At 65.4% G+C, this 23,626-nt stretch carries 17 protein-coding genes; 8 read left to right on the forward strand and 9 right to left on the reverse strand.

Annotated elements, in window-relative coordinates:
- The first annotated feature begins 3 nt into the window (after positions 1–3).
- From FVD38_RS04715 to FVD38_RS04730, 4 genes are all read left to right on the forward strand, one after another.
- A complete protein-coding gene (locus FVD38_RS04715) occupies positions 4–1,092 on the forward strand; it encodes an amidohydrolase family protein (protein WP_147933752.1) in 1,089 nt (362 codons plus the stop codon).
- A 177-nt stretch (positions 1,093–1,269) separates the two neighbouring features.
- Positions 1,270–2,115, forward strand: coding sequence for a DeoR/GlpR family DNA-binding transcription regulator (locus tag FVD38_RS04720; protein ID WP_147933753.1), 846 nt, complete (start codon positions 1,270–1,272; stop codon positions 2,113–2,115).
- 54 nt (positions 2,116–2,169) lie between these two features.
- Positions 2,170–4,275, forward strand: coding sequence for a glycoside hydrolase family 36 protein (locus FVD38_RS04725; protein ID WP_147933754.1), 2,106 nt, complete (start codon positions 2,170–2,172; stop codon positions 4,273–4,275).
- Between the two features lie 97 nt (positions 4,276–4,372).
- Positions 4,373–5,743, forward strand: coding sequence for an MBL fold metallo-hydrolase (locus tag FVD38_RS04730; protein WP_147933755.1), 1,371 nt, complete (start codon positions 4,373–4,375; stop codon positions 5,741–5,743).
- A 14-nt stretch (positions 5,744–5,757) separates the two neighbouring features.
- Here the strand turns inward: FVD38_RS04730 and FVD38_RS04735 are convergent, their stop codons facing one another.
- The 9 genes from FVD38_RS04735 to uraH all read right to left on the reverse strand — a co-directional run bounded on the left by FVD38_RS04735 (position 5,758) and on the right by uraH (position 17,080).
- A complete protein-coding gene (locus tag FVD38_RS04735) occupies positions 5,758–7,299 on the reverse strand; it encodes a Fic family protein (protein ID WP_147933756.1) in 1,542 nt (513 codons plus the stop codon).
- Between the two features lie 162 nt (positions 7,300–7,461).
- Positions 7,462–8,694, reverse strand: coding sequence for a type II secretion system F family protein (locus tag FVD38_RS04740; RefSeq protein ID WP_147933757.1), 1,233 nt, complete (start codon positions 8,692–8,694; stop codon positions 7,462–7,464).
- 35 nt (positions 8,695–8,729) lie between these two features.
- Entirely contained in the window at positions 8,730–10,457 is a 1,728-nt protein-coding gene (gene pilB / locus FVD38_RS04745; RefSeq protein ID WP_147933758.1) for a type IV-A pilus assembly ATPase PilB, read from the reverse strand.
- Positions 10,458–10,659: 202 nt separating this feature from the next.
- Positions 10,660–12,228: a methyl-accepting chemotaxis protein gene (locus FVD38_RS04750; RefSeq protein WP_147933759.1), complete on the reverse strand. Its 1,569-nt coding sequence runs from the start codon at positions 12,226–12,228 to the stop codon at positions 10,660–10,662.
- 94 nt (positions 12,229–12,322) lie between these two features.
- Positions 12,323–12,727, reverse strand: a complete 405-nt coding sequence (locus FVD38_RS04755; protein ID WP_147933760.1) for a hypothetical protein — start codon at positions 12,725–12,727, stop codon at positions 12,323–12,325.
- 10 nt (positions 12,728–12,737) lie between these two features.
- On the reverse strand, positions 12,738–13,979 hold the full coding sequence (locus FVD38_RS04760; RefSeq protein ID WP_147933761.1) for a hypothetical protein: 1,242 nt from the start codon (positions 13,977–13,979) through the stop codon (positions 12,738–12,740).
- A gap of 190 nt (positions 13,980–14,169) precedes the next feature.
- Complete coding sequence (locus FVD38_RS04765) at positions 14,170–14,727, reverse strand: ClpP family protease (RefSeq protein ID WP_147933762.1); 558 nt, start codon at positions 14,725–14,727, stop codon at positions 14,170–14,172.
- 54 nt (positions 14,728–14,781) lie between these two features.
- Positions 14,782–16,641: a DUF4153 domain-containing protein gene (locus FVD38_RS04770; protein WP_147933763.1), complete on the reverse strand. Its 1,860-nt coding sequence runs from the start codon at positions 16,639–16,641 to the stop codon at positions 14,782–14,784.
- Between the two features lie 85 nt (positions 16,642–16,726).
- Positions 16,727–17,080, reverse strand: coding sequence for a hydroxyisourate hydrolase (uraH, locus tag FVD38_RS04775; protein ID WP_147933764.1), 354 nt, complete (start codon positions 17,078–17,080; stop codon positions 16,727–16,729).
- Positions 17,081–17,296: 216 nt separating this feature from the next.
- Here uraH and FVD38_RS04780 point away from each other — a divergent pair, with 216 nt between their 5' ends.
- The 4 genes from FVD38_RS04780 to xdhA all read left to right on the forward strand — a co-directional run bounded on the left by FVD38_RS04780 (position 17,297) and on the right by xdhA (position 23,626).
- Positions 17,297–19,693 (forward strand): TonB-dependent receptor plug domain-containing protein, encoded by a 2,397-nt coding sequence (locus tag FVD38_RS04780; protein WP_147933765.1) that lies wholly within the window; start codon positions 17,297–17,299, stop codon positions 19,691–19,693.
- Positions 19,690–20,982: an aminotransferase class V-fold PLP-dependent enzyme gene (locus tag FVD38_RS04785; RefSeq protein WP_147933766.1), complete on the forward strand. Its 1,293-nt coding sequence runs from the start codon at positions 19,690–19,692 to the stop codon at positions 20,980–20,982. Before FVD38_RS04780 ends, FVD38_RS04785 begins: the two co-directional genes overlap by 4 nt.
- 101 nt (positions 20,983–21,083) lie before the next feature.
- Entirely contained in the window at positions 21,084–22,031 is a 948-nt protein-coding gene (gene puuE / locus FVD38_RS04790) for an allantoinase PuuE (protein WP_147933767.1), read from the forward strand.
- 131 nt (positions 22,032–22,162) lie between these two features.
- The gene (xdhA, locus tag FVD38_RS04795) at positions 22,163–23,626 is read left to right on the forward strand and encodes a xanthine dehydrogenase small subunit (RefSeq protein WP_187271476.1); all 1,464 of its coding nucleotides are present in this window, start codon (positions 22,163–22,165) and stop codon (positions 23,624–23,626) included.

The raw sequence follows: 23,626 nt of genomic DNA on the forward strand, positions 1-23,626 counted from the left end.
GACATGCGCATCCGCCTTCTTTGCACCATCTTCCTTGCCGCACTGGCAGCGCCAATCGGCGCGCTGGCTGCCGACAGCTACACCATGCAGGATTACGAGAGCGTGGCCAAGATCGACGCCCACCTGCACTTGCACGGCCTCGAGCAGGGCCCGTTCCTGGAACTGGCGCGCAAGGCCAATTTTCGCGCGCTGACGATCAACGTTGATTACCCGGTGTTCCCCGCGCTGGAGCAGCAGCAGCGCGTGGCCAGCAAACTGCACCACGAGCATCCGGCCACGGTCGGCTGGATCGCCAGCTTCAGCGCCGATAACCTCATGCGGCCGGCCTGGATCCCGGCGACCCTGCACCGGCTGGATGCGGCGCTGCAGGATGGCGCGGTGGGCGTCAAGGTGTGGAAGAACATCGGCATGTCGGAGCGCGATGGAGAGGGCAAGCTGGTGATGGTCGACGACGTCCGCATCAAGCCGCTGTTCGACGCTTTTGAAGAGCGCGACGTGCTGCTGGTCGGGCACCAGGGCGAGCCGCACAACTGCTGGCTGCCGCTCGAGAAGATGACGACCAAGAACGACCGCGAATACTTCAAGAACCACCCGCAGTACCACATGTACAAGCAGCCGAAGATGCCGAGCTACGAAGACCAGATGGGCGCGCGCGACCGCCTGCTGGCCAGCCATCCGCGCCTGCGCTTCGTCGGCGTGCACATGGCCTCGCTGGAGTGGAACGTGGACGAGCTGGCGCGCTTCCTGGACCGCAATCCGACGGCCAACGTGGACATCGCGGCGCGCATCGGCCAGATCCAGTACCAGTCGCAGCGCGACCGCGAGCGGGTACGGCAGTTCTTCATCAGCTACCAGGACCGCCTGATGTACGGCTCCGACCTGGCCCAGTCGGCGCAGCAGAGCCAGGCCGATTTCGTGGCCGACCTGGATGGCGTATGGCGGCGCGACTGGCGCTACTTCAATACCGACGACGAACTCACCACGCCGGACCTGGACGGCGTCGTGCGCGGCCTGGCGCTGCCGAAGGCGGTGGCCGACAAGCTGTTCCGCCTGAACGCCGAGCGCGTGTTCCAGGGCGCCTGGAAGGCATGATCATGCCAGCTTCATACGGGGCTTCCTACCGGGCTTCCTACGTAAGTGAGAAGGGGAGCAAAAAATAGTCTGAACTTTCGTTTCTTGCATTTTCATCCTGTATCATCGATCCGTTAATGAAGCAATGATCACGTATATAACGGAACCGCGGCGGCGAACCGGCGCGGAAGGATGAAAATGAAGCAGACAAAAAAAACAGAAACGAAAGTTTCGAACGATAACGAAGGCAAGCCCCCGGAACCGGTGGCCGACCAGGATCTGCTGGTGGCGGAACGGCGCCGCAAGATCCGCGAAATGGTGGCCGAGCGCGGGCGGGTGACGGTGGCCGAGCTGTCCGAGATGTTCGGCATCTCGCTGGTGACGGTGCGCGCCGACCTGAACGTGCTGGCGGAGATCGGCGCGGTGGTGCGCACCCGCGGCGGGGCCCTGGCCCAGCGCGCCGACGAGGACTTGCCGATCGGCGTCAAGCAGTCGCTGCACCGCGCCGAGAAGGTCCGCATCGCGGAAGAAGCGGTCAAGCTGATCGGGGAAGGGCAGACCATCGTGCTCGACTCGGGCACGACGACCGCCGAAATCGCCAAGCAGATCCGCGGCCTGAAGCTGCAGTCGGTGAACGTGATCACCAATGCGTTGAACATCGCCGTGTTGCTGGCCGGCGCGCCGCACGTGACCCTGATCATGCTCGGCGGGGTGCTGCGTCCCAGCTCGTATTCGCTGGGCGGTCCGCAGGCCGAGCAGGGGCTGGAAGGCCTGCATGCCGACATCCTGTTCCTGGGCTTCGACGGCCTGGATCCGGAGATCGGCGTGATGACGCCGCACCTGCTCGAAGCGCGCCTGAATTCGCGCATGCTGGGCATCGCCCGCCGCGTGGTGGCGGTGGGCGACTCGTCGAAGATCGGACGGCGCAGCCTGTCCATGATCGCGACGATCGAACAGATCGACCAGATCATCACCGATGCCGGCGTGCCGGCGGAGATGGTCGAGGCGCTGCGCTCGCGCGGCGCGCAAGTGGTGCTGGTGTAGGGCGGCTCGGCCGGCCGGCGCCGGCTGTGTAGTCCTACTAAGCAAGGAGACAAGATGACCGAAGTGCATAGCGAGCGTCGCCGCACCCTGTTGCAGTGGCTGGCCGGATCGGCCGTGGCAAGCGGCATGGGCGCCGGCGCCGGCGTGGCGGTGGCCGCACCTCAGGGGAAAGAAGCGGGAAAAAACGTGGCGCGCATCGGCGACGCCGCCCTGGGACTCGAGTTCGACGGCCAGATGAAGAGCCGCCTGCTGGCGCGCAAGGGCGGCGCGACGGTCGCGGTCACGGGCTTCCACGCCAGCGAACGGCTGCGCGTGACGGGCGGGCGCTGGATCGACAGCTTTGCGCTCGGCGCGCAGGCGGTCGACCGCGTCGACGGCCCGCACGGCGCGGGCGTGCGCCATCGCCTGACGGGCGCGTCGAAGGACGGCATCGAGAAGACCGTGATGGTCACCTTCTACGAGCGCCACCCGGGCCTGGCCCTGCTGCGCGTGAGCTACCGTAACAATGGCCAGACCGCGCTGCCGGTCGAGGCCTGGTCGAACAGTGGCTACACACTGCTGCCGGCCAAGCGCGCGCCAGGGCGCGGCTTCTGGACTTTCTCGGGCTCGTCGCACGCCGACCGGCGCGACTGGGTGCAGCCGCTCAAGGACGGCTTCGAGCAGCGCAACTTCATGGGCATGAATTCGTCCGACTACGGCGGCGGCACGCCGGTGGCCGACGTCTGGCAGCCCGAGCACGGCATCGCCGTGGGCCATCTCGACACCGTGCCGCGCCTGGTGGCGCTGCCGGTGCAGCAAGTGAAAGCCGGCGCCGCGCTGGCGATCGAGTTCGACCAAGCCGTCGTGCTGCAGCCGGGCCAGGAGCTGACGACGCTGGACACCTTCGTCACCGTGCACACGGGCGACTACTTCGCGGCCCTGGACCGCTACCGCCTGGTGATGGCCGAGCGTGGCCTGGCGGCGCCGCAGGCGGGCGATGAATCGTACGAGCCGATCTGGTGCGCCTGGGGCTATGAGCGCGACTTCACGATCCCCCTGATGACCGGCACCCTGGCCAAGGCCAAGGAACTGGGCCTGGAATGGGCGGTGCTGGACGATGGCTGGCAAACCAACGAAGGCGACTGGAAGATCGACCGCAAGAAGTTCGCGCGCGGCGAAGAAGACATGAAGAAGCTGGTGGACGACATCCATGGCGCCGGCCTGAAGGCGCGCCTGTGGCTGGCGCCGCTGGCGGCCGATCCGGGCACCGACCTGCTGCACCAGCACACCGACCAGCTGCTGCTGGACGCGAACGGCGCGCCGCAATTCGTCACCTGGTGGAACGCCCTGACCCTGTGCCCGGCCTATGAGCCGGTGATCGAGCAGACCCGCGCGCTGGTGCGCAAGATCATCGGCGAGTGGGGCTACGAGGGCCTAAAGCTCGACGGCCAGCACCTGAACGGCGTGGCGCCATGCTACAACCCGGCGCACAATCACGCGCGTCCTGAAGAATCCTTCGAAAAACTGCAGGACTACTGGAAGATGGTGTACGACACCGCGCGCGAGATCAATCCCAAGGCGGTGGTCGAGTTCTGCCCCTGCGGCACCTCGTATGCCTTCCATACGCTGCCGTATACAAACCAGGCGCCGTCGTCCGATCCGCTGTCCTCGTGGCAGGTGCGGCACAAGGGCAAGACCCTGAAAGCCCTGATGGGGCCGACCGCGGCGTATGCCGGCGACCACGTCGAACTCAGCGATGGCGGTGACGATTTCGCCTCGTCGGTGGGCATCGGCGCGGTGGTCTCGACCAAGTTCACCTGGCCCGAAGACCCGAAGCCGAAGGACAGCTACCTGCTGACGGCAGTGAAGGAAGCCAAGTGGCGCAAGTGGATCGGCATTTACAAGGACAAGATGCTGCCCAAGGGCCAGTATCGCGGGGAACTGTACGACATCGGCTTCGACAAGCCGGAAACCCATGCGGTCGAAAAGGATGGCCGGCTGTACTTTGCCTTTTATGCGAAGGAATGGTCGGGCCAGGTCGAGCTGCGCGGCTTGAAGGAAGGCCGCTACCGCGTGCGCGACTATGTGGAAGACCGCGACCTGGGCGAAGTGAGCGCGGGCAGCAACAAGCTCAAGATCGGGTTTGAGCAGGCGCTCTTGCTCGAGGCAATTCCGGTCTGATCTTGCGTAGACGGCATCGCAACACGATTGCGGTGCCTCATGGATGGCGCATGGCGAGGGACTAGGCTGAAGCCGAGCCTACCGCAGCCATGCCGCCATGCCGAGTCCGACCTTCACCTTCCTGAACCACGCCGGCTTCCTGCTGCGCACCGATAATGCGCTGCTGCTGGCCGACCCCTGGCTGGACGGCACGGTGTTGAACGATGCATGGAGCCTGCTCGACCGTTCCACCAGCAGCGCCCGGCTGATCGCGGAGCTCAATGCGAGCGGCCTGCCAGTGTTTATCTGGTGTTCGCGCGCCCAGCCCGACCGCCTGTCGACGCCTTTCTTGCGCCGCTTTCGCGCCGAGTTCCGCGGCATCGCCACCTTCCTGTATCGCCAGGGCCGCGACTGGCGCCTGCACGGTGAGCTGCGGCGCAACCGCTTCGCCATGGCCGAGTGCCCCGATGGGCAGCCGCGCACCCTGGCGCGCGACCTGCGCCTGACGGCGTTTGCCAACGGCGAGGGCGACTCCTGGTGCCTGGTCCGCTGCGGCCGGCGCACGCTGCTGCACCTGGGCGAGCGCGCGCTCGCCACCCGCGCCGCCTGCCACGCCGCCGCCGAGCGCCTGCGCAGGGCCAATGTTCGCGTCGATGTGTTGTTGACGGGCTTCGCCGACATGGCCTGGTGCGGTAATCCCGACGATTTTTCCCGGCGCGAAGCGGCGGCCGGGCAGGGCATCGAGCGCCTGGCCTTGCAGGCCGAGACCTTCAGGCCGCGCCTGATCGTGCCGGTCGCGTCCTTTGCCCGCTTCAGCCGGGTCGACAATGCCTGGCTCAACCACGGCCGCCGCACGCCGCTGGGCGTGCTGGAGGCGCCGCGGCTGGAAGCGCAGCGCGGCCTCATCCGCTTCTTGCAGCCAGGCGCGCGCTTCGACCTCGAATTCGACAGCCCGGCCAGCCTGGCGGCCCGGCACGAGCAGGCGCTGGCGCACTGGATGGGCTGCTGGCGCGACCGGCCCGAGCCGCTGGCGCGACCGGCGCAGGCGACGGTGGCGGAGTTGAAGGAGGCTTTCCTCAGGTATCGCGAGCGGGCGGGGGAGCGGTTGCACGGCTTGCCGCGGGTGCTGGAGCGATTGCGTTTTCTGCGGCCGCTGGTGCTTGCGTTGCCCGATCTGCGGCAGACGCTCGAGTTGTCTTATCTGCGAGGCCTGCGGTTGCTGGCGCGCGATGCGCAGGCCGATGTGGCGATGTGTTCGGGGACGGCGCTCTACCTGCTGCGGGCGGAGGATGGGTTTGATACGACGTATGCGGGAGGGTGTTTCTGGGTCATGCGGGGGAGTGGGTTGTCGGCGTTCGGGCGGTTTTTCCTGCCGCAACGCATGGGGCGGCGGGGGCTGGATCGGCAGCGGCCATGGGCCATGGGCAATGTGTTGCTGAGGGCGACTCTTGAATGGGCGGCGCGGGGAATCAGGACAGTGCTGAGGTAAGTAAATCCTGCAGTTCAGGGCTGCCCCGGTAGCGCGTCGCCGTCGAGTGAGAGTGTTTGTTGGGCGAACGCACTTTGGTAGGCGAGCTCAATTCTGTTGAGTTCGGCGTCGTCGAGTTCCTGGTAAAGGTGTCGTTTGGACTTTGACAGGGCGCCCCGGTTTTGATGCAGTAGCTTGATCAGCTTATCGAGACGCCGGTCCGGCATATCGATGACTTCCCTGATTGCCTCGCGAGCCTGATCATAATTGCGAATGAATAAAATTTCTGATGCAAGTTCGGTGGTGATCGTTTCCTGGACAGCGTATAGCAGGTAGCCTGCTTGCGTCGTCAAGTCGGGATAACGATAGTAACCGCCAGCTTCGTCCGGGTTGACGATCGTGAGCATCTCGTCATCGTCGAGCTGGAAGCGTACCACGCGACGTAGAGGCTTGGAAAATGCTTCCAGCGCCCGTTCATACTCGCGTGGATGGTGCAGCATATATGCCGACACAGGCAGGATCATCCCCTCGGGAACCAGTCCTCCACGAGTCAGGAAATCGTGGATCAGGAAGCGATGGATGCGTCCGTTTCCATCCTCGAAAGGATGGACAAAGACGAAACCGAATGCGATCAACGCCGCACGTACGATAGGATTGAGTCCGTCTGTTCTCTTCGCACAGTCGAGCAAGCCGGTCATCAGGCTTTCCACCAGCTCGCCAGGAGGGCAGACGTAATGCACGATAGTCGGCCTGCCTGGCGGTGACTCGCCAACATAGTTCTGATGTCGGCGAAACCCTTGCTGTGCATAACGCGGTTCGACGATCAGGTTTTGTAGCTGGGTGAGCGAGGTTTCAGACAGTACTTGCGTAAGGGTATCGTTGCCTGCGTTGCGCAAGGCAGCAACGAAGCGTTGCTCACGATCCGGCGAAGGCGTTTCGCGTTCGATATCGTACGACGACCGCGTTTCCTTAAAGTAAAGGTAGTCCACCGCCCGTTGAAATAGGACCGGTTCGACCTGTTGCTTGAACGATTGAAGAGCTTCAGTGAAATCTTTTATCAATAGGCTATTGATCTCTGCATTCCTTCGTACAACCGGCGCAAAATGCCTCGATCCTAGAAGATTGTCTGTGACCCGCCACCGACTGTCCCGTTGTGGGTGTGCACTCACTAGATAGTTATCGGAACTTAGCAGTTCGACGTAAGTTCCGCCCATCGTGACCGACAAAGGCAGTGTCGTGTCACTCAAGAATTCATAGAGATAGCCGATCTGCCGTGTGTATTTGCCGTTGGGTTGCTTTTCGACGTAGTCCAGAACCTGCTCGGGACCAAGCTTCGCAAAGACTTGCCGCAACATGTCCAAATGCAAATGATCGTATTTCAGCGCAAAGACGATATGTTCAAACGGATCGTCGCCCGGCCAGTAGGATGGAACGAATACTTCCTGAAGAACGCCGTGTTCGGTCGCAACAGAGCTCGCTCGCCCACCTATATAGGACTCATGCGATATCGGAGAGGTCGATATCTTGAATTGCTGCCTGAGCCAGGTGTAGCCAACAGGACGATTACTGGTATCCATGCTTTTTGCCGAGACCCGCTCAAAAGTGTTTAAACAGGCTGAGTCTCGCACAAAAACGTTTTTGCTACAAAAAAAACGTTAAAAAAACGGTGTGATTGATCAAAAACGTTCAGAGCTTGGGACTGCCCTTCGCTCCGTCCGTGCGCTACAGGTGGCTTTTGCCTACACCACCGAGCCCAATTTAAAGATCGGCAAATACATCGCAATCACCAACCCGCCAATCAACACCCCAAGGATCACCATAATGAGCGGTTCCATCAACGACGACAATGCCGCCACCGCCTCATCGACCTCATCCTCGAAGAAATCCGCCACCTTGCCCAGCATCGCATCGAGCGACCCCGACTCTTCGCCGATCTGCACCATCTGGATCACGAGATTCGGGAACACATCCGCATTCTGCATCGACGCAGTCAGGCTGGTGCCCGTGCTGACCTCGTTCTGGATCTTGCGCGTGGCTTCCAGATAAACCGCATTGCCCGACGCCCCGCCGACCGAGTCGAGCGCCTCGACCAGCGGCACGCCGGCCGCGAACATCGTGGCCAGGGTGCGCGTCCAGCGCGCGATGGTGGCCTTGCGGATCACGCTGCCGAAGATCGGCAGGCGCAGCAGCAGGCGGTCCATCACCTGCTGCATCTTGAGCGAGCGGCGCCAGGCCTGGAAGAACAGGTACAGCCCGGCGAACAGCGAGCCGAAGATGATGTACCACCATGCCACCACGAAGTCCGAGATCGCCATCACCACCACGGTAGGGGTCGGCAAGTCGGCGCCGAAGCTCGAGAACACCTGCTTGAAGGCCGGCACCACCCAGATCATGATCACGGCGGTGACGACCAGGGCCACCGCCAGGATCGCGATCGGATAGGTCAGGGCCGACTTGATCTTGCCCTTGAGCGCCAGCGTCTTTTCCTTGTAGATCGCCAGGCGCGTGAGCAGGTCTTCCAGGATGCCGGCCTGTTCGCCGGCGCCGACCAGGTTGCAGAACAGCGGGTCGAAGTACAGCGGGAACTTGCGGAAGGCGCGGTTCAGGCTGGTGCCGGTCTCGACGTCGTTGCGCAGGTCCTGGATCAGCTTGGCCATCGACGGGTTGCTATGTCCCTTGCCGACGATGTCGAACGATTGCAGCAGCGGCACGCCGGCCTTCATCATGGTCGCGAGCTGGCGCGTAAACATGGTCAGGTCCTTGTCGGTGATTTTCTTGCCGCTGCGGTAGACCTTCTTCTTGACCTTGGTGACCATGATGCCCTGGCGGCGCAGGGTCACGTTGACGATCGCCTCGCCGCCGGCGCGCACTTCGCCGCGCACGACGCGCCCGGTCTTGTCCTTGCCTTCCCAGGCGTACACGTTCTCCTTGACCTGCGCGCCGCGGCTCTTTGGTTGGTGGGAAGTTGCCATGTATTCGTGTTCCTGTTTGCAGTTTGACTGCGGTCTTATTCGTTGGTGCAGCCAAGCACTTCTTCAACGCTGGTCAGCCCCTGTTTCACTTTCAGCAGGCCCGAGCGGCGCAAGGAGTTGACACCTTCCTTCTCGGCCTGGGCCGCGATCTCCATGGAATTGCCGTTGGCTAGGATCAGTGCCTCGATACTAGGGGAGATCGGCATGATCTGGTAGATGCCGACGCGCCCCTTGTAGCCCGAACCCAGGCAGCGGTCGCAGCCGACCGGGCCATACGGACGCCAGTCGCCGTCCAGGTCGCTCTCGCGGTAACCGGCGGCCAGCAGGGCCTCGCGGCTGGTCTCGAGCGGCTGCTTGCAGCTGCACAGGCGCCGCGCCAGGCGCTGGGCCGTGATCAGGATCACCGACGAAGCGATGTTGAACGGGGCCACGCCCATGTTCATCAGGCGCGTCAGGGTCGATGGCGCATCGTTGGTGTGCAGGGTCGAGAACACCATGTGGCCGGTCTGGGCGGCCTTGATCGCGATGTCGGCCGTTTCCAGGTCACGGATTTCGCCGACCATGATGATGTCGGGATCCTGGCGCAGGAAGGATTTCAGCGCCACCGGGAAGGTCAGGCCGGCCCTGTCGTTGACGTTGACCTGGTTCACGCCCGGCAGGTTGATCTCGGCCGGGTCTTCCGCAGTCGAAATATTAATGCCTGGCTTGTTCAGCAGGTTCAGGCAGCTGTACAGCGACACGGTCTTGCCCGAACCGGTCGGTCCTGTCACCAGCACCATGCCGTAGGGACGGGTGATCGCGTCCAGCAGCAGCGCCTTCTGGTCCGGGTCGTAGCCGAGCGCGTCGATGCCCATCTGGGCCTGGGTCGCGTCCAGGATACGCATCACGGTCTTTTCGCCGAACAGCGTCGGCAAGGTGCTGACACGGAAATCGATGGCGCGCGTGGCCGACAGGATCAGCCGCATGCGGCCGTCCTGCGGCACCCGCTTTTCGGCGATGTCGAGGCGCGCCAGCACCTTGATGCGCGACACCAGCTTTTCGCGGATCGACAGCGGCGGCATCGCGTGGTCGCGCAGCACGCCGTCGACCCGCAGGCGGATCCGGTAATACTTTTCGTAGGGCTCGAAGTGGATGTCCGACGCGCCCATCTGCACCGCATCCATCAGGATCTTGTTCAGGAAGCGCACGATCGGCGCGTCCTCGACGTCGCTGGCGGCCTCGGCCGGTGTTGCCGACTGCTGGTCTTCCTCGGCGAATTCGATATCGGCGTCGTCGCCTGCCAGCTCGCTCAAATCCTGTTCGGCGCCCTTGGCGATCGCGGCCAGCAGATTCAATAGCGCGTCGTGCGGCACGATCACCGGCTCGACCGTCGCCTCGCTCTGGAACTTGATCTGGTCCAGGGCCTGGGTATTGGTCGGGTCGGACAGCGCGACTGACAGCTTGTTGCCGCGCTTGGCCAGCGCGATCACGCGCTGGGCCTGCATCAGCCTGGCGTCGATGGCGCTGGTGGGCAGGAACTCCGGCGCGAAGGCCGACAGGTCGAACAGCGGATAGCCGAAGGTCTCGGCGCAGAAGGCGGCCAGTGCGCGCGGCTCGATCGCGCCGCTGGCGAGCACGGCGTCGATGAAGGCGGTCTTCTCCAGGACCGCCTTCTTGTGCAGCATGTCCGCCTGCGCGGCGCTCAGGCGATTGGCCTGTACCAGCGCGCGCGCCAGGCCCGACAGCGGGGTGCCGGTGGTCGTGTTGGGGAGGACTGCTGCCATATGCGCCGTGTGTGGGAACCTCAGGGGAAACGACAAGGGCGCCGGGCGGGCCGGCGGACCAACGGATCATGCCTATAGGCACTTACTTTGTAAAGGATTTGGTGCTGCCCAGATGCGTCCATACCACGTGGACGAATTGGCATTCCGGGCAGGATCGCCCGGAATGGATGGGCCGGTATTGCGGTGCTTCGCGTGTTGGGCGTTAAGCTCGATGTAACAGTCTTGGCAAAGCTTTCACGGTCGTGGTCGGTTCGGAAACCTGCAGCCTGAACACCGCCAGCGCGTCGGTCAGTTGCCCGGTCTGGTCGGTCAGCGACTCTGCCGCCGCCGACGCCTCTTCGACCAGGGCCGCGTTCTGCTGGGTCATCTCGTCGATGCTGCCGATCGCGCGGCCGATGTCTTCGATGCCCGCATGCTGGCGCGCGCCGGCATCGGCGATCTCGCGCATGATGAGCTGCACCTTGCGCACCGCATCCACGATCTGTTCCATCGTGGCCCCGGCTTCGCCCACCAGCGCGCTGCCGGCGCCGACCTTCGCCACCGAGTCGCCGATCAGTTCCTTGATTTCCCTGGCCGCCGCCGCCGAGCGGTGGGCCAGCGTGCGCACCTCGCTGGCCACGACCGCGAAGCCGCGGCCCTGTTCGCCGGCGCGTGCCGCTTCCACCGCCGCATTCAGCGCCAGGATATTGGTCTGGAAGGCGATGCCGTCGATGGTGGCGATGATCTCGACGATCTTCCTTGACGAGGCGTCGATGTCGCCCATCGTGGTCACCACGCCGCCCACCACGGCGCCGCCGCGGGTGGCGATATCGGTGGCCGTGGCCACCAGGGCATTGGCCTGGCCGGCGTTGGCGGCGTTCTGGCGCACGGCGCCGGTCAGCTCTTCCATCGCGCGCGTGGTGCGGTCCAGGCTCGCCGCCTGCGATTCGGTGCGCCGCGCCAGGTCGGCGTTGCCGCTGGCGATCTCGGTGCTGGCGCTGGCGATGGTGTCGGCCGAGCCCTTGATGCCCGCCACCAGCGTTGCCAGGCGTTCGCGCATGTCCTTCAGCGCCACCAGCAGGCTGTCGTTGTCGCCTGCTTCGATCCGGATGTCCATCGACAGGTCGCCGGCGGCCACCGCCTGCGCGATCTCGCGCGCATAGGCCGGCTCGCCGCCCAGCTGGCGCCAGATGGTGCGCACCACGAACCACGACGTGATCGCCAGCGCGGACAACACCGCCAGGGCGCTGGCGACCATCGCCACCAGCGTGTTGCGCACGCTATCCTGGCTGGCGGCGATGCCGGCCGCGAACTGGCGCTGGGCGCCATCGACGGTCTTGGCCAGGTCGGCGTTCAGGGACGCCAGCGCCGCCTGCATCTTGCCGACCGTCGCCTGCGGGTCGCCCTGTTCCATCTCGAGCATGATGCGGGCGGACGACAGGGCAGGCGCGTAATAGGCGTCGAATTCTTGTTTGAGGCGTGCGCCGGTGGCCGCATGGCCGGGGATCTGGCCGAGCTTGTCGAGGTCGGCGCGCACCTTGGCCGCCTGCGTGCCGACCTGCTCGATGCGCGCCTTGTCGCCTTCGGTGACGGCATCGGTCAGGCCTTCGGTGACGGCGGCGATGTCGAGGGTGACGGCCTTGACAGCATCCATCAGCGGATAGTCCACGGTTTCGGTGGTGGTGATCGACGCCAGCGCACCGTTGGCGATCGTCACGCTGGCGCCGGCCCCGAGGCCGAAGATGATGGCGGAAATGACGGGCAGTGCCCAGATCCTGCGCTTGATGCTCATGTTGTTCTTCCGGATATGCGAGACCCGCCGGCGGCGCTTGCCGCGGCGGGTCGACTGGGCAGCGCGGCGATGCCGGCTGCCTGGTAAATACCGCTTACTGCGCGGTGTGGACGACCTTGACCGTCGCGTCGACCGCGCTCTTGTCGATATAGCCGATCGCTTTCGGGTTTGCGGCAACGGCCGCCTTGACGGCCGCGTTGTCGGCGACTTCCTTCGGCATCGTGGCCTTGCCGGTGAACACCAGCTTGGACCACAGGGCCTTGGCCTGGGCCGCGTCCTTGTCAGCCACCTTCTTGTAGAAGTCCGCGCGGAGCGGCGCGCCATCCGGCTGGTCGATCGGCGTCATGGCCGTCGATTTACCGAGGAAGAACTGGGCGACTTGCTCCTTGGTCATGCTGCTCTCGGCCGCCTTGGGATTGACGACCACGACCACCTGGGCCAGCGCCGGGACGGCGGTGAAGCTTGCTGCCGCGCATGCGGCAAGTATCCATTTATTCATGCTCGCTCCCTTAGAACACGAAGTCGAGGGCCACCGCGCCCACGGTCACGGGACCGGAGAAGCCCGGCTGTGCATTGATGAACAGGCCGTTTCCGCTTGGCTTGACGCGGTCGACCTGGACCTTGAGCGCCACCGAGCTGGCGAAATCCCAGCGCACGCCGATGGTGTCGGTGGTCTGCTCGCCCTGGCCCACGCCCGAGAACGGGATGCGGCGCACCGCGCCACCCAGCTGCAGGAGAGTCGGGGTGCAGGCTGCGGGATAGCCCGCCGGGCAGGCCGCAGGCACGGTATTGTTGATGGCGCCGTCGATCTTCAGTTCAGACCGCGTGTAGTAGGGCAAGAATTTGCCGATGCGGTAGCCGCCCATCACGTACCAGGAGGTGGTGTCGTTGATATAGGTCTCGGTCTTGCGCTTGGCGAACTCGGTCTGGAGCACGAAGTTGTTCCAGTCGGCGGTCAGGCCGATCGAATTGAAGGTGCCTTTGGCATCCTTGGCTTCGATCCGGCCGGCCAGGTCGGTCAGCTGTGGCAGGCGGTAGCCGGCGCCGGCGGCGCGCAGCGAACCGACCAGCGTGTTGAGCGTTGCCAGGTCGTCCACCGTGATCTTGGTGCGGGCGTGGCCGATGCGCAGGGTGAACGGGCCGTTTTCGGCCACGACGTTCAGCGCCAGGATGTCCTTGCCGCGCACGTGGAAGTTGCCGACCGGTGTCTTGATCTTGCCAGCCGCCAGTTGCGAGGTGATGCTGGTGTTGCCGTAGTCGTGGCGCCAGGTGATGTCGGCGCCATCGACGCTGTTGAACGGCACTTGCGAGTACAGCTCGGACGGCGGGCGCAGCATGGTGTTGGCGTAGCCGACGTTGCGGTAGTCCGAGATCATGAAGACCGGCAGGCCGACGCGGCCGACGCGCACGCTCAGCTCGTCCGAGATGCGGAACTTGGCGAATGCCCAGCTCAGCTCGGCGCCGTAGTGCTCTTCGGCATCCTGGCGCACCAGGCCCTGGGCGGTCAGGGACAGCCAGTTGTTGACGGTGTAATCGGCTTGCAGGCCGAGGTTGGAATCGACGCCGGTGCGGAAGTTGTCGGCGGCGCCGCTGGCCTGGTTCGGGCGGCCGAACTGTGCGCGGTCATCGTCCGACCAGGTCAGGGCGGCGGTGCCGAAACCACTGACTTTGACGGCATTATCTTGCGCCTGGGCCATCGCAGGGACGACCAAGGGGAGCGCCAGCAGGCTGGCGAGAATCTTTTTGTTCATTACGGAGGTGTGACTGAATCTGTTACGTGAGCTGCTAGGGAAGATGCGCTTGCAAGGGCAGCAGGCATGGGCGCTGGAAATTATTCTATCCAGACGGGAATTTTCGCAGCAACAGATTTATGACAATTGGAGAGATTTCCAGATGTAATGACGTTTTTTGTGGCTGGATTGACACATAGCGTTGTCAGTATCAGTTCCACCAATGACAAGTCGGTCCCGCTGTCGGCAATCTGGCCTGCACCGCTTCGTGGACGATGCCGGCGCCGACCGCCTCTTCGGCGGTATAGATCCGGGCCTGGCCGGTCAGGTGCGGCCGGATGTCGGTTTCATGGCCTGCCTCGCGGGTGGCCTCGCGGAAGATGCTGGCATAGCGTTCGGCATCGAAATCCAGGCACTCGCGCCACTCCGACACGCGCGCATGGTCGGCCGCCACCATGTTGCCGAAACCCCAGTGCATTGGATGGACCAGGAAGCGCGTCCCGGGGCAGGCATAGCGCTTCTGGCCGGCCAAAAAGATCACCACGCCGACCGATTCGACGCTGCCGATATTGTGGGTGGTGAGCGGTATCGGCAGGGACTTCAGGAAGAAGTAGAGCGCGAAGCCGGCCGTCATATTGCCGCCCTCGGTCGACATATGCAGCGCGATCTCGGTCGCGCCTTTTTGCAACGCCTCCAGGCAGCAGTTGCGCACCGTGCAGGCGGAGTTGTGGTTGATCGGGCCGATGAAATGAACGATGTGCAATGCCATGTGCGCGCCTCTCCTCCAGCGGTAGTATCCGGCACCCAAGCATAGCAATTTTCGTCAGCGTGGCGCGTCTTCCTGAGCTTTGGACACTTCGGACACTTCGGCCGCTTTGGCCGCCTGTCCGTACATGGCTGCGCAATCGGGCCTGGTAGCGGACCGCTCGAGCGGGACGTGCCGGCCGCCGATGTCGAGGTCGGCCAGCGGTGGCGGCGCCGCGCGCACCCGGCCCGCGCGCAGGGCGTCCAGCATGGGCGCGCAAGCGCTCAGCGATGCGGGCAGGCTGCCGGCGATTTGCCATCCGCCCTGGTCGTCCTGGCGCAGCACGGCATTGCCGTGGTCGGGGGCGCCGACCACGATCACTTCGAGCCTGGCGTCGCCGCCGAGATCGATCATGTAGGCGTCGCATGGCGTCTGCTGGCTTCGCAGGCAGAGCGGCAGGTCGTAGTGCGCCTCGACCTTCTTCCAGTCGAATTGCGCGAAGCCGGCGGGCAGGGCGGCCCCGGCCGGCCAGACCTTCAGGTTGCGCTCGATCTGCGCCGGGGTGTCGGCATCGAGTGGGCGCGGCTGGCGCAGGCGCGCCAGTTCGGCGCGCAGCCAGTCGGCGTCGGGACCGGTGGCGCTTTCCTCCAACTGTGCCAGCGCGGCGCGGCCATGGCGTGCGCCATGGTGATGGAGGTAGGCCACGTCCAGCTGGCGCAGCGCGATCTGGCCGGACGCCAGGCGCGCCAGCTGGCTGTTCACCGCGATGCGGCCCGGATCGAGGACGGGCGACAGCAGCAGCGCCAGCACGGCCAGCACCACGAAGGCGGCGGCGATATTGACGCCGGCCAGGGCGCGCAGCCAGCCGCGGCGCAGCGCCGCTGCCGTATAGCCGCCGGCATAGCAGGCCGCGACCAGCAGGCTGGCGGCGGCGATGACGCGGTCGGCCGACCAGCCGTGGTCCGCAACACGCAGCGCGAGGGCATAGGCGGCGAGCAGGGTCAGCGGCACCAGCAGCAGGCAGGCGATGCGCGCGGCGGCGGCCAGCACGCGCGCCGGCGGGCTGGCGCCGTCCTGGTAGGCGGCATTGATCAACACGACGAAGGCGGCTGCGGCGCTGAGCAGGATGCCGCCGGCGCTGCGCGTGGCCCATAGCGGATCGAGCCCCGTGAACGGCAGGCTGGCCAGGAAGCCGCCTACCAGCAGGGTGAGCACCGGCAAGATCCAGGACAGCAGCACGTGCAGCAGGTTGCGGATACCGCGCACGATGGCGGGCTTGACGTCGGTCAGGTGCATCGCCACCGAAAACGCGAAGGCGGTGACGGGAATGAAGAACCAGGCTTTGCCGATGGCCTTGCTCAGGAAGTCGAGCTTGACCAGGTCGAACAGCGCGGCGCCCAGTTGCAGCACCATCCAGGTGGCGCCCACGAACACGAGGCAGAACAGGATCTGCAGGTTGAGCTTCCAGGCGACTTCGAAGTAGCTGGCGTAGGCCGCGATGCGGCGTCCCTCGCGGCTGGCCGCCAGCACCAGCGCATGGGCGATGAAGAAGCCGACCGCCAGGCAGAAGGTGAGCATGCCGGACGGCTTGCCGCCCTCCCACGAGGTCCCGCCGAGCCGGCGCCACATATCGTAGGCGGCCAGCAGCGCGATAACGGCGGCCGCGCCCAGCGCCCACGCGGTCAGCTGGCGGCGCGACAGGTGGCCAAGGCCGCTGATCAGGATCACCGGCAGCAGCAGGCCGAGCATGGCGAGCGGCCCGAACAGCAGCGGGACGGTGGCCGGCCAGGACTTGTCCTGCGCCGCCGTGTACAGCAGGTAGAGCAGCAGGCCCTGGGCCAGGCCGATGACTATGCGCGTGGGGCCGAGCCAGGTCGGGACGAGGTCGTCGTCCGGCGAAGTTGCGGGAAAAGCGGCGGCGGGCGTGGGCTGCTGCATGGGCGTCAATCCTTGATCGTGGTCTTGACGGGTATCTTACTTTTAATTTACTTCCGATCAACGAAAAATGACGCCCACAAGTCTGCTAGCTACCGCGGTAAGTCGAATACGACCACGGCGTCATCACCAGCGGCACGTGGTAGTTCTGGGCGGGGTCGGCGATGCCGAAGCCGAGCGCGATGCGGTCCAGGAAGCGGGGAGATGGAAGGTCGACGCCGCGCGCCGCGTAGTAGTCGCCGGCGTGGAATACCAGTTCGTACTGGCCGGCCAGCAGCGCGGCGCCTTCCAGCAAGGCTTCAGCGCAGCGGCCGTCGTCGTTCGTCAGCGCACTCTTGAGCAGCGTGCGGCCGTCGGCGCCGATCGCGTACAGCTCGACCCGGATACCGGCGCCAGGGCAGCCGTGGGCGGTGTCGAGTACGTGGGTGGTGAGTTTTCCCATCGTGGTCCTTGTCAGCAGATGTGGGTGGAAGCCCATCATAACGCCAGTACGGGCAGATATAAGCGCCAGCTGGTTCTGGATATCACCCGCGTGATTTCGTGATGCGAGGCTTGACTTCATACTCACGAAATATTGCATCTTTAGGCTATCGGCTTGCCAAATCCGCATTCAAAAGCGCGGAACGCGGCAGCTCTTTCATCCAACCTGAAGACCGCAATGATCATCAAACGACATCAGATCGCCAGCGCCGCCGCGCTGTGCGTGACCCATGCACTGGTTGGCGTGCATGCCCAGACTACCTCCACCGCAGCGGTGCCCATGCTGGCCGCCGCCGAACCGCAAGCCGTGATCGTCACCGGCACCCGCGCCAGCAATTGCACCCAGTTCGACACCCTGGCGCCGGTCGACGTCTTCAGCCGCGAAGAGATCGCGGCCGTCGAGTCGGACGACCTGAACGACGTGCTGGCGCAGCTGGTGCCGTCCTATGTGGTACAGCGCCTGCCGATGGCCGACGGCCAGGTCTTCGTGCGGCCCGCCACCCTGCGCGGGCTGTCGCCGGACCAGACCCTGGTGCTGGTCAACGGCAAGCGCTTCCACCGCAGTGCCTTCCTTGGCGCACGTGGCTCGCAGGCGGCCGATATGGCGCAGATCCCGACCAGTGCGATCAAGCGCATCGAGGTGCTGCGCGACGGCGCCTCGGCCCAATATGGTTCCGACGCGATCGCCGGCGTCATCAACATCATCCTCGACGACACGACCGGCGGCGAAATCAACGCCCAGCATTCGCAATATGGCGAAAACGACGGCAAGACGAATACCGTTCGCGCCAAATACGGCTTCACGTTCGGCGAATCGGGCCGGATCAACCTGTTCGCCGAAGCGGCGGACGCCGACCCCACCTCGCGCACCCGCCAGCGCCAGGACGCGATCGACTTCCAGGCGGCCCACCCCGAGCTGCAGGTACCGAACCCGGTCCAGCGCTGGGGCCAGCCGGAGCTGGAAAGCCAGCGCATCGGCTACAACGCCAGCGTGGGCCTTGGCGGCGAGCTTGAAGCCTACAGCTACGGCCTGTTCGGCCGCAGCGAAGGCGTGTCCGACTTCAACTGGCGCAACCCAGACACCAGCGGCAGTGTTTATAACAAAACCGCAGCATTCCCCGGCTGGGACGTGCGCAGCATCTACCCGACCGGCTTCAGCCCTCAGTACACCAACGAGCAGGACGACCTGCAGGTGCTGGCCGGCGTGCGCGGCCGCTTTACCGATGCGCTGGGGTGGGACCTGTCTGCCTCGTATGGCCGCAACCGCATCGACTACGGCCTGCACAATTCGATCAATGCCTCGCTGGGCCCGAGCAGCCCGACGTCGTTCGACCTGGGTCGCCTGACCCAGGAAGAAAAGCTGGTCAACGCCAATTTCAATTACGAGTGGAGCGTGGCGGCGCTGGCGCGGCCGGTCAACGTCGGCTTCGGCCTCGAGTACCGCAACGAACGCTATGGCGTGCGCGCCGGCGAGGCGGCATCGTACGCGGTCGGCCCCGGCGCCGCCTACGGCCTCGACCCGAGCGCCAACGGCGCCCCGGGTTTCAGCGACCGCCAGGCCGGCCGCTGGGACCAGGACAGCTACGCCGCCTATGTCGATGTCGAAGCGCCGCTCACCGAGCGCTTCTCGGTCGGCGCCGCGCTGCGCTACGAAGACTTCTCGGAATTCGGCGACAGCGTCAACGGCAAGCTGTCGGCGCGCTATGAGGTCACGCCCGACCTCGCCGTGCGCGGCTCCTTCTCGACCGGCTTCCGCGCCCCGACCCCGGGCCAACTGAATACCAGCAGCACCAGCCAGGGCCTTGACACCCGCACCCTGCTGGTGTTCACCAGCGGCCGCCTGTCGACGGGCGATCCGATCGCCGTGGCGCTCGGCGCCAAGGCCCTGACGCCCGAGGAATCGGACAACCTGTCGCTGGGCCTGACCTGGAAGGGCGCCATGGGCCTGTCGGGATCGGTCGACCTGTACCAGATCAAGCTGCGCGACCGCTTCAGCACCTCGGCCTCGTTCCCGGTGCCGGCCGGGATGGCCAATCCGCTGCGCTACACCTCGGTCAACTACTTCACCAACGACTTCGACACCACCACCCAGGGCATCGATATCGTGGCGAACCACCTGAGCCGCGTCGCCGACGGCCGGCTCAACCTGACCCTGGCCTACAACTACAACAAGACGCAGGTCGACGACGGCAGCACCGCGGTCGCCTCCAACCTCACCCAGCGCACGATCTTCGAAGACCGCCTGCCGCGCCAGAAGGCCACCATCGGCGCGACCTACGAGCGCGGCGCCTGGAGCGCGCTGGGACGGATGCGCCACTACGGCGCCTGGACCGACAGCACCGGCAACGCGACCGGCGACATCTTCCAGCGCTTTGGCGCGATGCGCTTCTTCGATGCGGCGCTGAGCTACAAGCTCACGCCGAAACAGACCTTGCGCTTCGGCGTCGACAATGTGTTCGACAAGTATCCCGACGAAGCGGTATTCCAGGCCAGCCGCGGCCTGATTTACTCGCGCAACGCGCCGTACGACACCGATGGCCGTAACCTGTACGTCGACTACACGGTGAAGTTTTGAGTCGGCCCGACCCGCAGCGGCGGGCCTGGCTGCGGGCCGGCCTGAGCTTGCCGCTGGTGCCGGGGAGCGCGCTGGCGGCGGCGCCCGCGCTGCCCGACATTGCGCCGCCGGCGCTGACACCGGCCGCGTTGGCGCGTGACAACGCCTATTGGGCCCGCGTGGCGGCGCACTACGACGTCACCGACGAAGTAGCGATGCTCGACAACGGCTACTGGGGCTCGATGGCGCGCCCCGTGGTTGCGGCCTACCAGCGTCAGGTGGCCGAAGTCAACCACGGCAACGCCTACTACGGCCGCCTGCGCTTTCCGCCCGAGTACGAGGCGGCGCGCGCCGCGGTCGCCACGGCGCTGGGCGTGGAGCGCGACGAGATCGTGCTCACGCGCGGCGCCACCGAGGCGCTGCAGGCGCTGATCGGCGGCTACAACCGGCTGCGGCCTGGCGACACCGTGATGTGCGCCGACGTCGACTACGACAATATGATCACGACCATGGGCTGGCTCAAGGAGCGGCGCGGCGTCGAGGTGGTCAAGATCGCGGCGCCGGACGCCGCCACGGCGACCGTCCAGTCGCTGGTCGACTGCTATGCGCAGCCGATGGAGCGCCATCCGAAGCTCAAGATGATGCTGCTCACCCACGTCAACCACCGCAACGGCATGGTCATGCCGGTGGCCGAGATCACGCGCATGGCGCGCGAGCGCGGCATCGGCGTCATTGTCGACACCGCGCACGGCTTCGGCCAGCTCGATATGCGCATTCCCGACCTGGGCTGCGACTATGCCGGCATCAACCTGCACAAGTGGATCGGGGCGCCGGTGGGCGTGGGCGCGATCTACATCCGGCGCGGCAGGGTGGCCGACATCGATCCGTATATGGGAGAGAAGGACGGCATTGATATCCGCACCCGGGTGCATACCGGCACCGTCAACTTCGCCGCCTACCTGGCGCTGCCGCTGGCGCTGGACATCCACGCGCGGATCGGCGTGGCCAACAAACAGGCGCGCCTGCATCACCTGCGCACCCGCTGGGTGGAAGCGGCGCGGGGGATCGACGGCATCGAGGTGTTGGCCTCACCCGACCAGCGCCTGACCAGCGCGATCGCCTCGTTCCGCCTGCGCGGCAAGACCTCGGTGGCCGACAATGTCGCGTTGTCGAAGCGGCTGCTGCAGGAGCATGGCGTGTTCGCCGTCATGCGCGACGGGTTGGCGTCCGGCGCCTGCGTGCGGGTGACGCCGGCGATCTTCACGCAAGAGGCGCAGGTCGATCGCCTGGTGTCGGCCTTGCGCGCCTGAGTCCTATATCGACGCAATGAGCCGGCGTATGCGTCCGGTCATATACTGTTGTGGTCGTTGCAATATATGATCGGACGTATTCTTCCTTGTAAAGGGACGCCATGGCAGCTTCCTATCCGCGCGACCTGGCCGGCTACGGCCGCAATCCGCCACATGCGCGCTGGCCCGGCGGTGCACGCATCGCCCTGCAGTTCGTCCTAAACTACGAAGAGGGCGCCGAGAACTGCGTGCTGCACGGCGACCCGGCCTCCGAAACCTTCCTGTCCGAGATCGTCGGCGCCAGCGCCTTCCCGGCGCGCCACATGAGCATGGAGTCGCTCTACGAATACGGCTCGCGCGCCGGCCTGTGGCGTTTGCTGCGGCTGTTCGAGGAGCGCAGGCTGCCCCTGACCGTGTTCGGCGTGGCGCAGGCGCTCGAGCGCCATCCCGAGGCCGTCGCCGCGTTTCGCGAACTGGGGCACGAGATTGCCTGCCACGGCCTGCGCTGGATCTCCTATCAAAACGTCGACGAGGCGCTTGAACGCGCGCACATGAAAGAGGCCGTCGAGATCATGCGCTCCCTGACCGGCGCGGCGCCCCAGGGCTGGTACACGGGACGCGACTCGCCCAATACGCGCCGGCTGGTGGTCGAGCATGGCGGTTTTACCTATGACGCCGACCACTATGGCGACGACCTGCCGTTCTGGCAGCGGGTCGAGGCGGCCGGACCGGATGGCGCCGTGCGCAGCACGCCGCACCTGGTGGTGCCGTACACGCTCGACACCAACGACATGCGCTTCGCCACCACCCAGGGCTTCAATTCCGGCACCCAGTTCTTCGACTACCTGAAGGACGCCTTCGACGTGCTCTACGCCGAAGGCGACCCCGCCGGCCTGGATCGGCCCAAGATGCTGTCGGTTGGCCTGCACTGCCGCCTGGCGGGGCGGCCCGGGAGGACGGCGGCGCTGGCGCGCTTCCTCGACTATGTGATACAGCATGACCGTGTCTGGGTGACGCGCCGCATCGATATCGCCAATCACTGGAAAGCGGTACATCCTTACGTGGAATGACGAGCGAAAGCGCGTGCCTTAGATATGCGAAATTGATGATAATCAATATAAGAAGTTGATGATATGAGGCGGGCTGCCGGATGGTAGCCTTCCGCCCTTGGCGAACACTAAAGTTCTACTTTAAGACAGGCATGTCAGAACCGATCCGATTCCTCTTCCGTGGCGAGGTGCGCGAACTACGCGAGGCGCCGCCGACGCAAACCATCCTGCAGCACCTGCGGGAGGACTTGCACTGCACGGGCACCAAGGAAGGCTGCGCCGAAGGCGACTGCGGCGCCTGCACCGTGGTGGTCGGCTCGCTGGAAGACGGCCACCTTGCACTCAAGTCCATTAACGCCTGCATCCAGTTCACCCCGACGCTGGACGGCAAGGCGCTGTTCACGGTCGAAGACCTGGCCGCGGCCGACGGCGCGCTGCATCCGGTGCAGCAGGCGCTGGTCGAGTGCCACGGTTCGCAATGCGGCTTCTGCACGCCGGGCTTCGCCATGTCGCTGTGGGGCATGTACATCAAGCAGGAGGGCCGCGTGCCGGCGCGCTGCGAGATCATTGACGCGCTATCCGGCAATCTGTGCCGCTGCACCGGCTACCGTCCCATCATCGACGCCGCGCGCCGCATGGTCGAACTGCCGCCTGTTGCTTTCGATAAACCTGCGCTGGCCGAGCGCCTGCGCGGCCTGCAGCGCAGCCACGGCTTCAGCTACACGGCCCACGGCCAGCGTTTCCACGTGCCGCGCACGCTGGACGAGCTGGTGGCCCTGCGCGCCGCGCACCCTGATGCCGTGCTGCTGGCCGGTTCGACCGACGTCGGCCTGTGGGTCACCAAGCAGCTGCGCACGCTGGGCGACGTCATCTACCTGGGTCAGGTCGAGGCGCTCAAGACGGTGAGCGAAGACGCTGGCATGCTGGAGATCGGCGCCGGCGTATCGCTGCAGGATGCCTATGCGGCGCTGTGCGAACGCTATCCGGCCGAATTGTCCGAACTCTGGCAGCGCTTCGCTTCGCTCCCGATCCGCAACGCCGGCACCCTGGGCGGCAACGTCGCCAACGGTTCCCCGATCGGCGATTCTATGCCGTGGCTGATCGCGCTGGGCAGCCAGGTGGTCCTGCGCAGCAAGGAGGGCCCGCGCGTGCTGGCGCTCGAAGATTTTTATCTGGGCTACCAGCAGAAAGACCTGCGCGCGGGCGAATTCGTGCAAGCCGTGCGCGTACCGCTGCCGGCCGCTGGGCTGCGGTTCCGTACCTATAAACTCGCCAAGCGCTTCGACCAGGACATCTCGGCCGTGTGCGCCGCCTTTGCCGTGATGCTCGACGGCGACACCATCGTCGATGCGCGCATCGCCTTTGGCGGCATGGCGGCCACGCCGAAGCGTGCGCACGAAGCCGAAGCCGTCCTGCGCGGCCAGGCCTGGAGCGAAGCCACGCTGCGCGCGGCGATGGCGGCGCTCACGCGCGACTATGCGCCGCTGAGCGACGCGCGCGCCTCCGGCAGCTACCGCATGCGCACTGCGCAAAACCTGTTGCACCGCTTCTGGCTGGAGACGCGCACGGAAAATCCGCTGCCGGCCAGCGCCGTCAACGCCTTTGCCAGCCTGTGA

Origin of the sequence: Massilia arenae (assembly GCF_008014745.1) — a bacterium.
In the GTDB taxonomy this organism is placed as follows: Bacteria; Pseudomonadota; Gammaproteobacteria; order Burkholderiales; family Burkholderiaceae_D; genus Telluria; species Telluria arenae.

Coding starts and splice junctions, on each gene's coding strand:
- FVD38_RS04735 (WP_147933756.1), bottom strand. CDS start 7,299: ATGGATACCAGTAATCGTCCTGTTGGCTACACCTGGCTCAGGCAGCAA.
- FVD38_RS04765 (WP_147933762.1), bottom strand. CDS start 14,727: ATGGCATTGCACATCGTTCATTTCATCGGCCCGATCAACCACAACTCC.
- xdhA (WP_187271476.1), top strand. CDS start 22,163: ATGTCAGAACCGATCCGATTCCTCTTCCGTGGCGAGGTGCGCGAACTA.
- FVD38_RS04750 (WP_147933759.1), bottom strand. CDS start 12,228: ATGAGCATCAAGCGCAGGATCTGGGCACTGCCCGTCATTTCCGCCATC.
- FVD38_RS04720 (WP_147933753.1), top strand. CDS start 1,270: ATGAAGCAGACAAAAAAAACAGAAACGAAAGTTTCGAACGATAACGAA.
- pilB (WP_147933758.1), bottom strand. CDS start 10,457: ATGGCAGCAGTCCTCCCCAACACGACCACCGGCACCCCGCTGTCGGGC.
- FVD38_RS04770 (WP_147933763.1), bottom strand. CDS start 16,641: ATGCAGCAGCCCACGCCCGCCGCCGCTTTTCCCGCAACTTCGCCGGAC.
- FVD38_RS04725 (WP_147933754.1), top strand. CDS start 2,170: ATGACCGAAGTGCATAGCGAGCGTCGCCGCACCCTGTTGCAGTGGCTG.
- uraH (WP_147933764.1), bottom strand. CDS start 17,080: ATGGGAAAACTCACCACCCACGTACTCGACACCGCCCACGGCTGCCCT.
- FVD38_RS04730 (WP_147933755.1), top strand. CDS start 4,373: ATGCCGAGTCCGACCTTCACCTTCCTGAACCACGCCGGCTTCCTGCTG.
- FVD38_RS04780 (WP_147933765.1), top strand. CDS start 17,297: ATGATCATCAAACGACATCAGATCGCCAGCGCCGCCGCGCTGTGCGTG.
- FVD38_RS04755 (WP_147933760.1), bottom strand. CDS start 12,727: ATGAATAAATGGATACTTGCCGCATGCGCGGCAGCAAGCTTCACCGCC.
- FVD38_RS04760 (WP_147933761.1), bottom strand. CDS start 13,979: ATGAACAAAAAGATTCTCGCCAGCCTGCTGGCGCTCCCCTTGGTCGTC.
- FVD38_RS04715 (WP_147933752.1), top strand. CDS start 4: ATGCGCATCCGCCTTCTTTGCACCATCTTCCTTGCCGCACTGGCAGCG.
- puuE (WP_147933767.1), top strand. CDS start 21,084: ATGGCAGCTTCCTATCCGCGCGACCTGGCCGGCTACGGCCGCAATCCG.
- FVD38_RS04740 (WP_147933757.1), bottom strand. CDS start 8,694: ATGGCAACTTCCCACCAACCAAAGAGCCGCGGCGCGCAGGTCAAGGAG.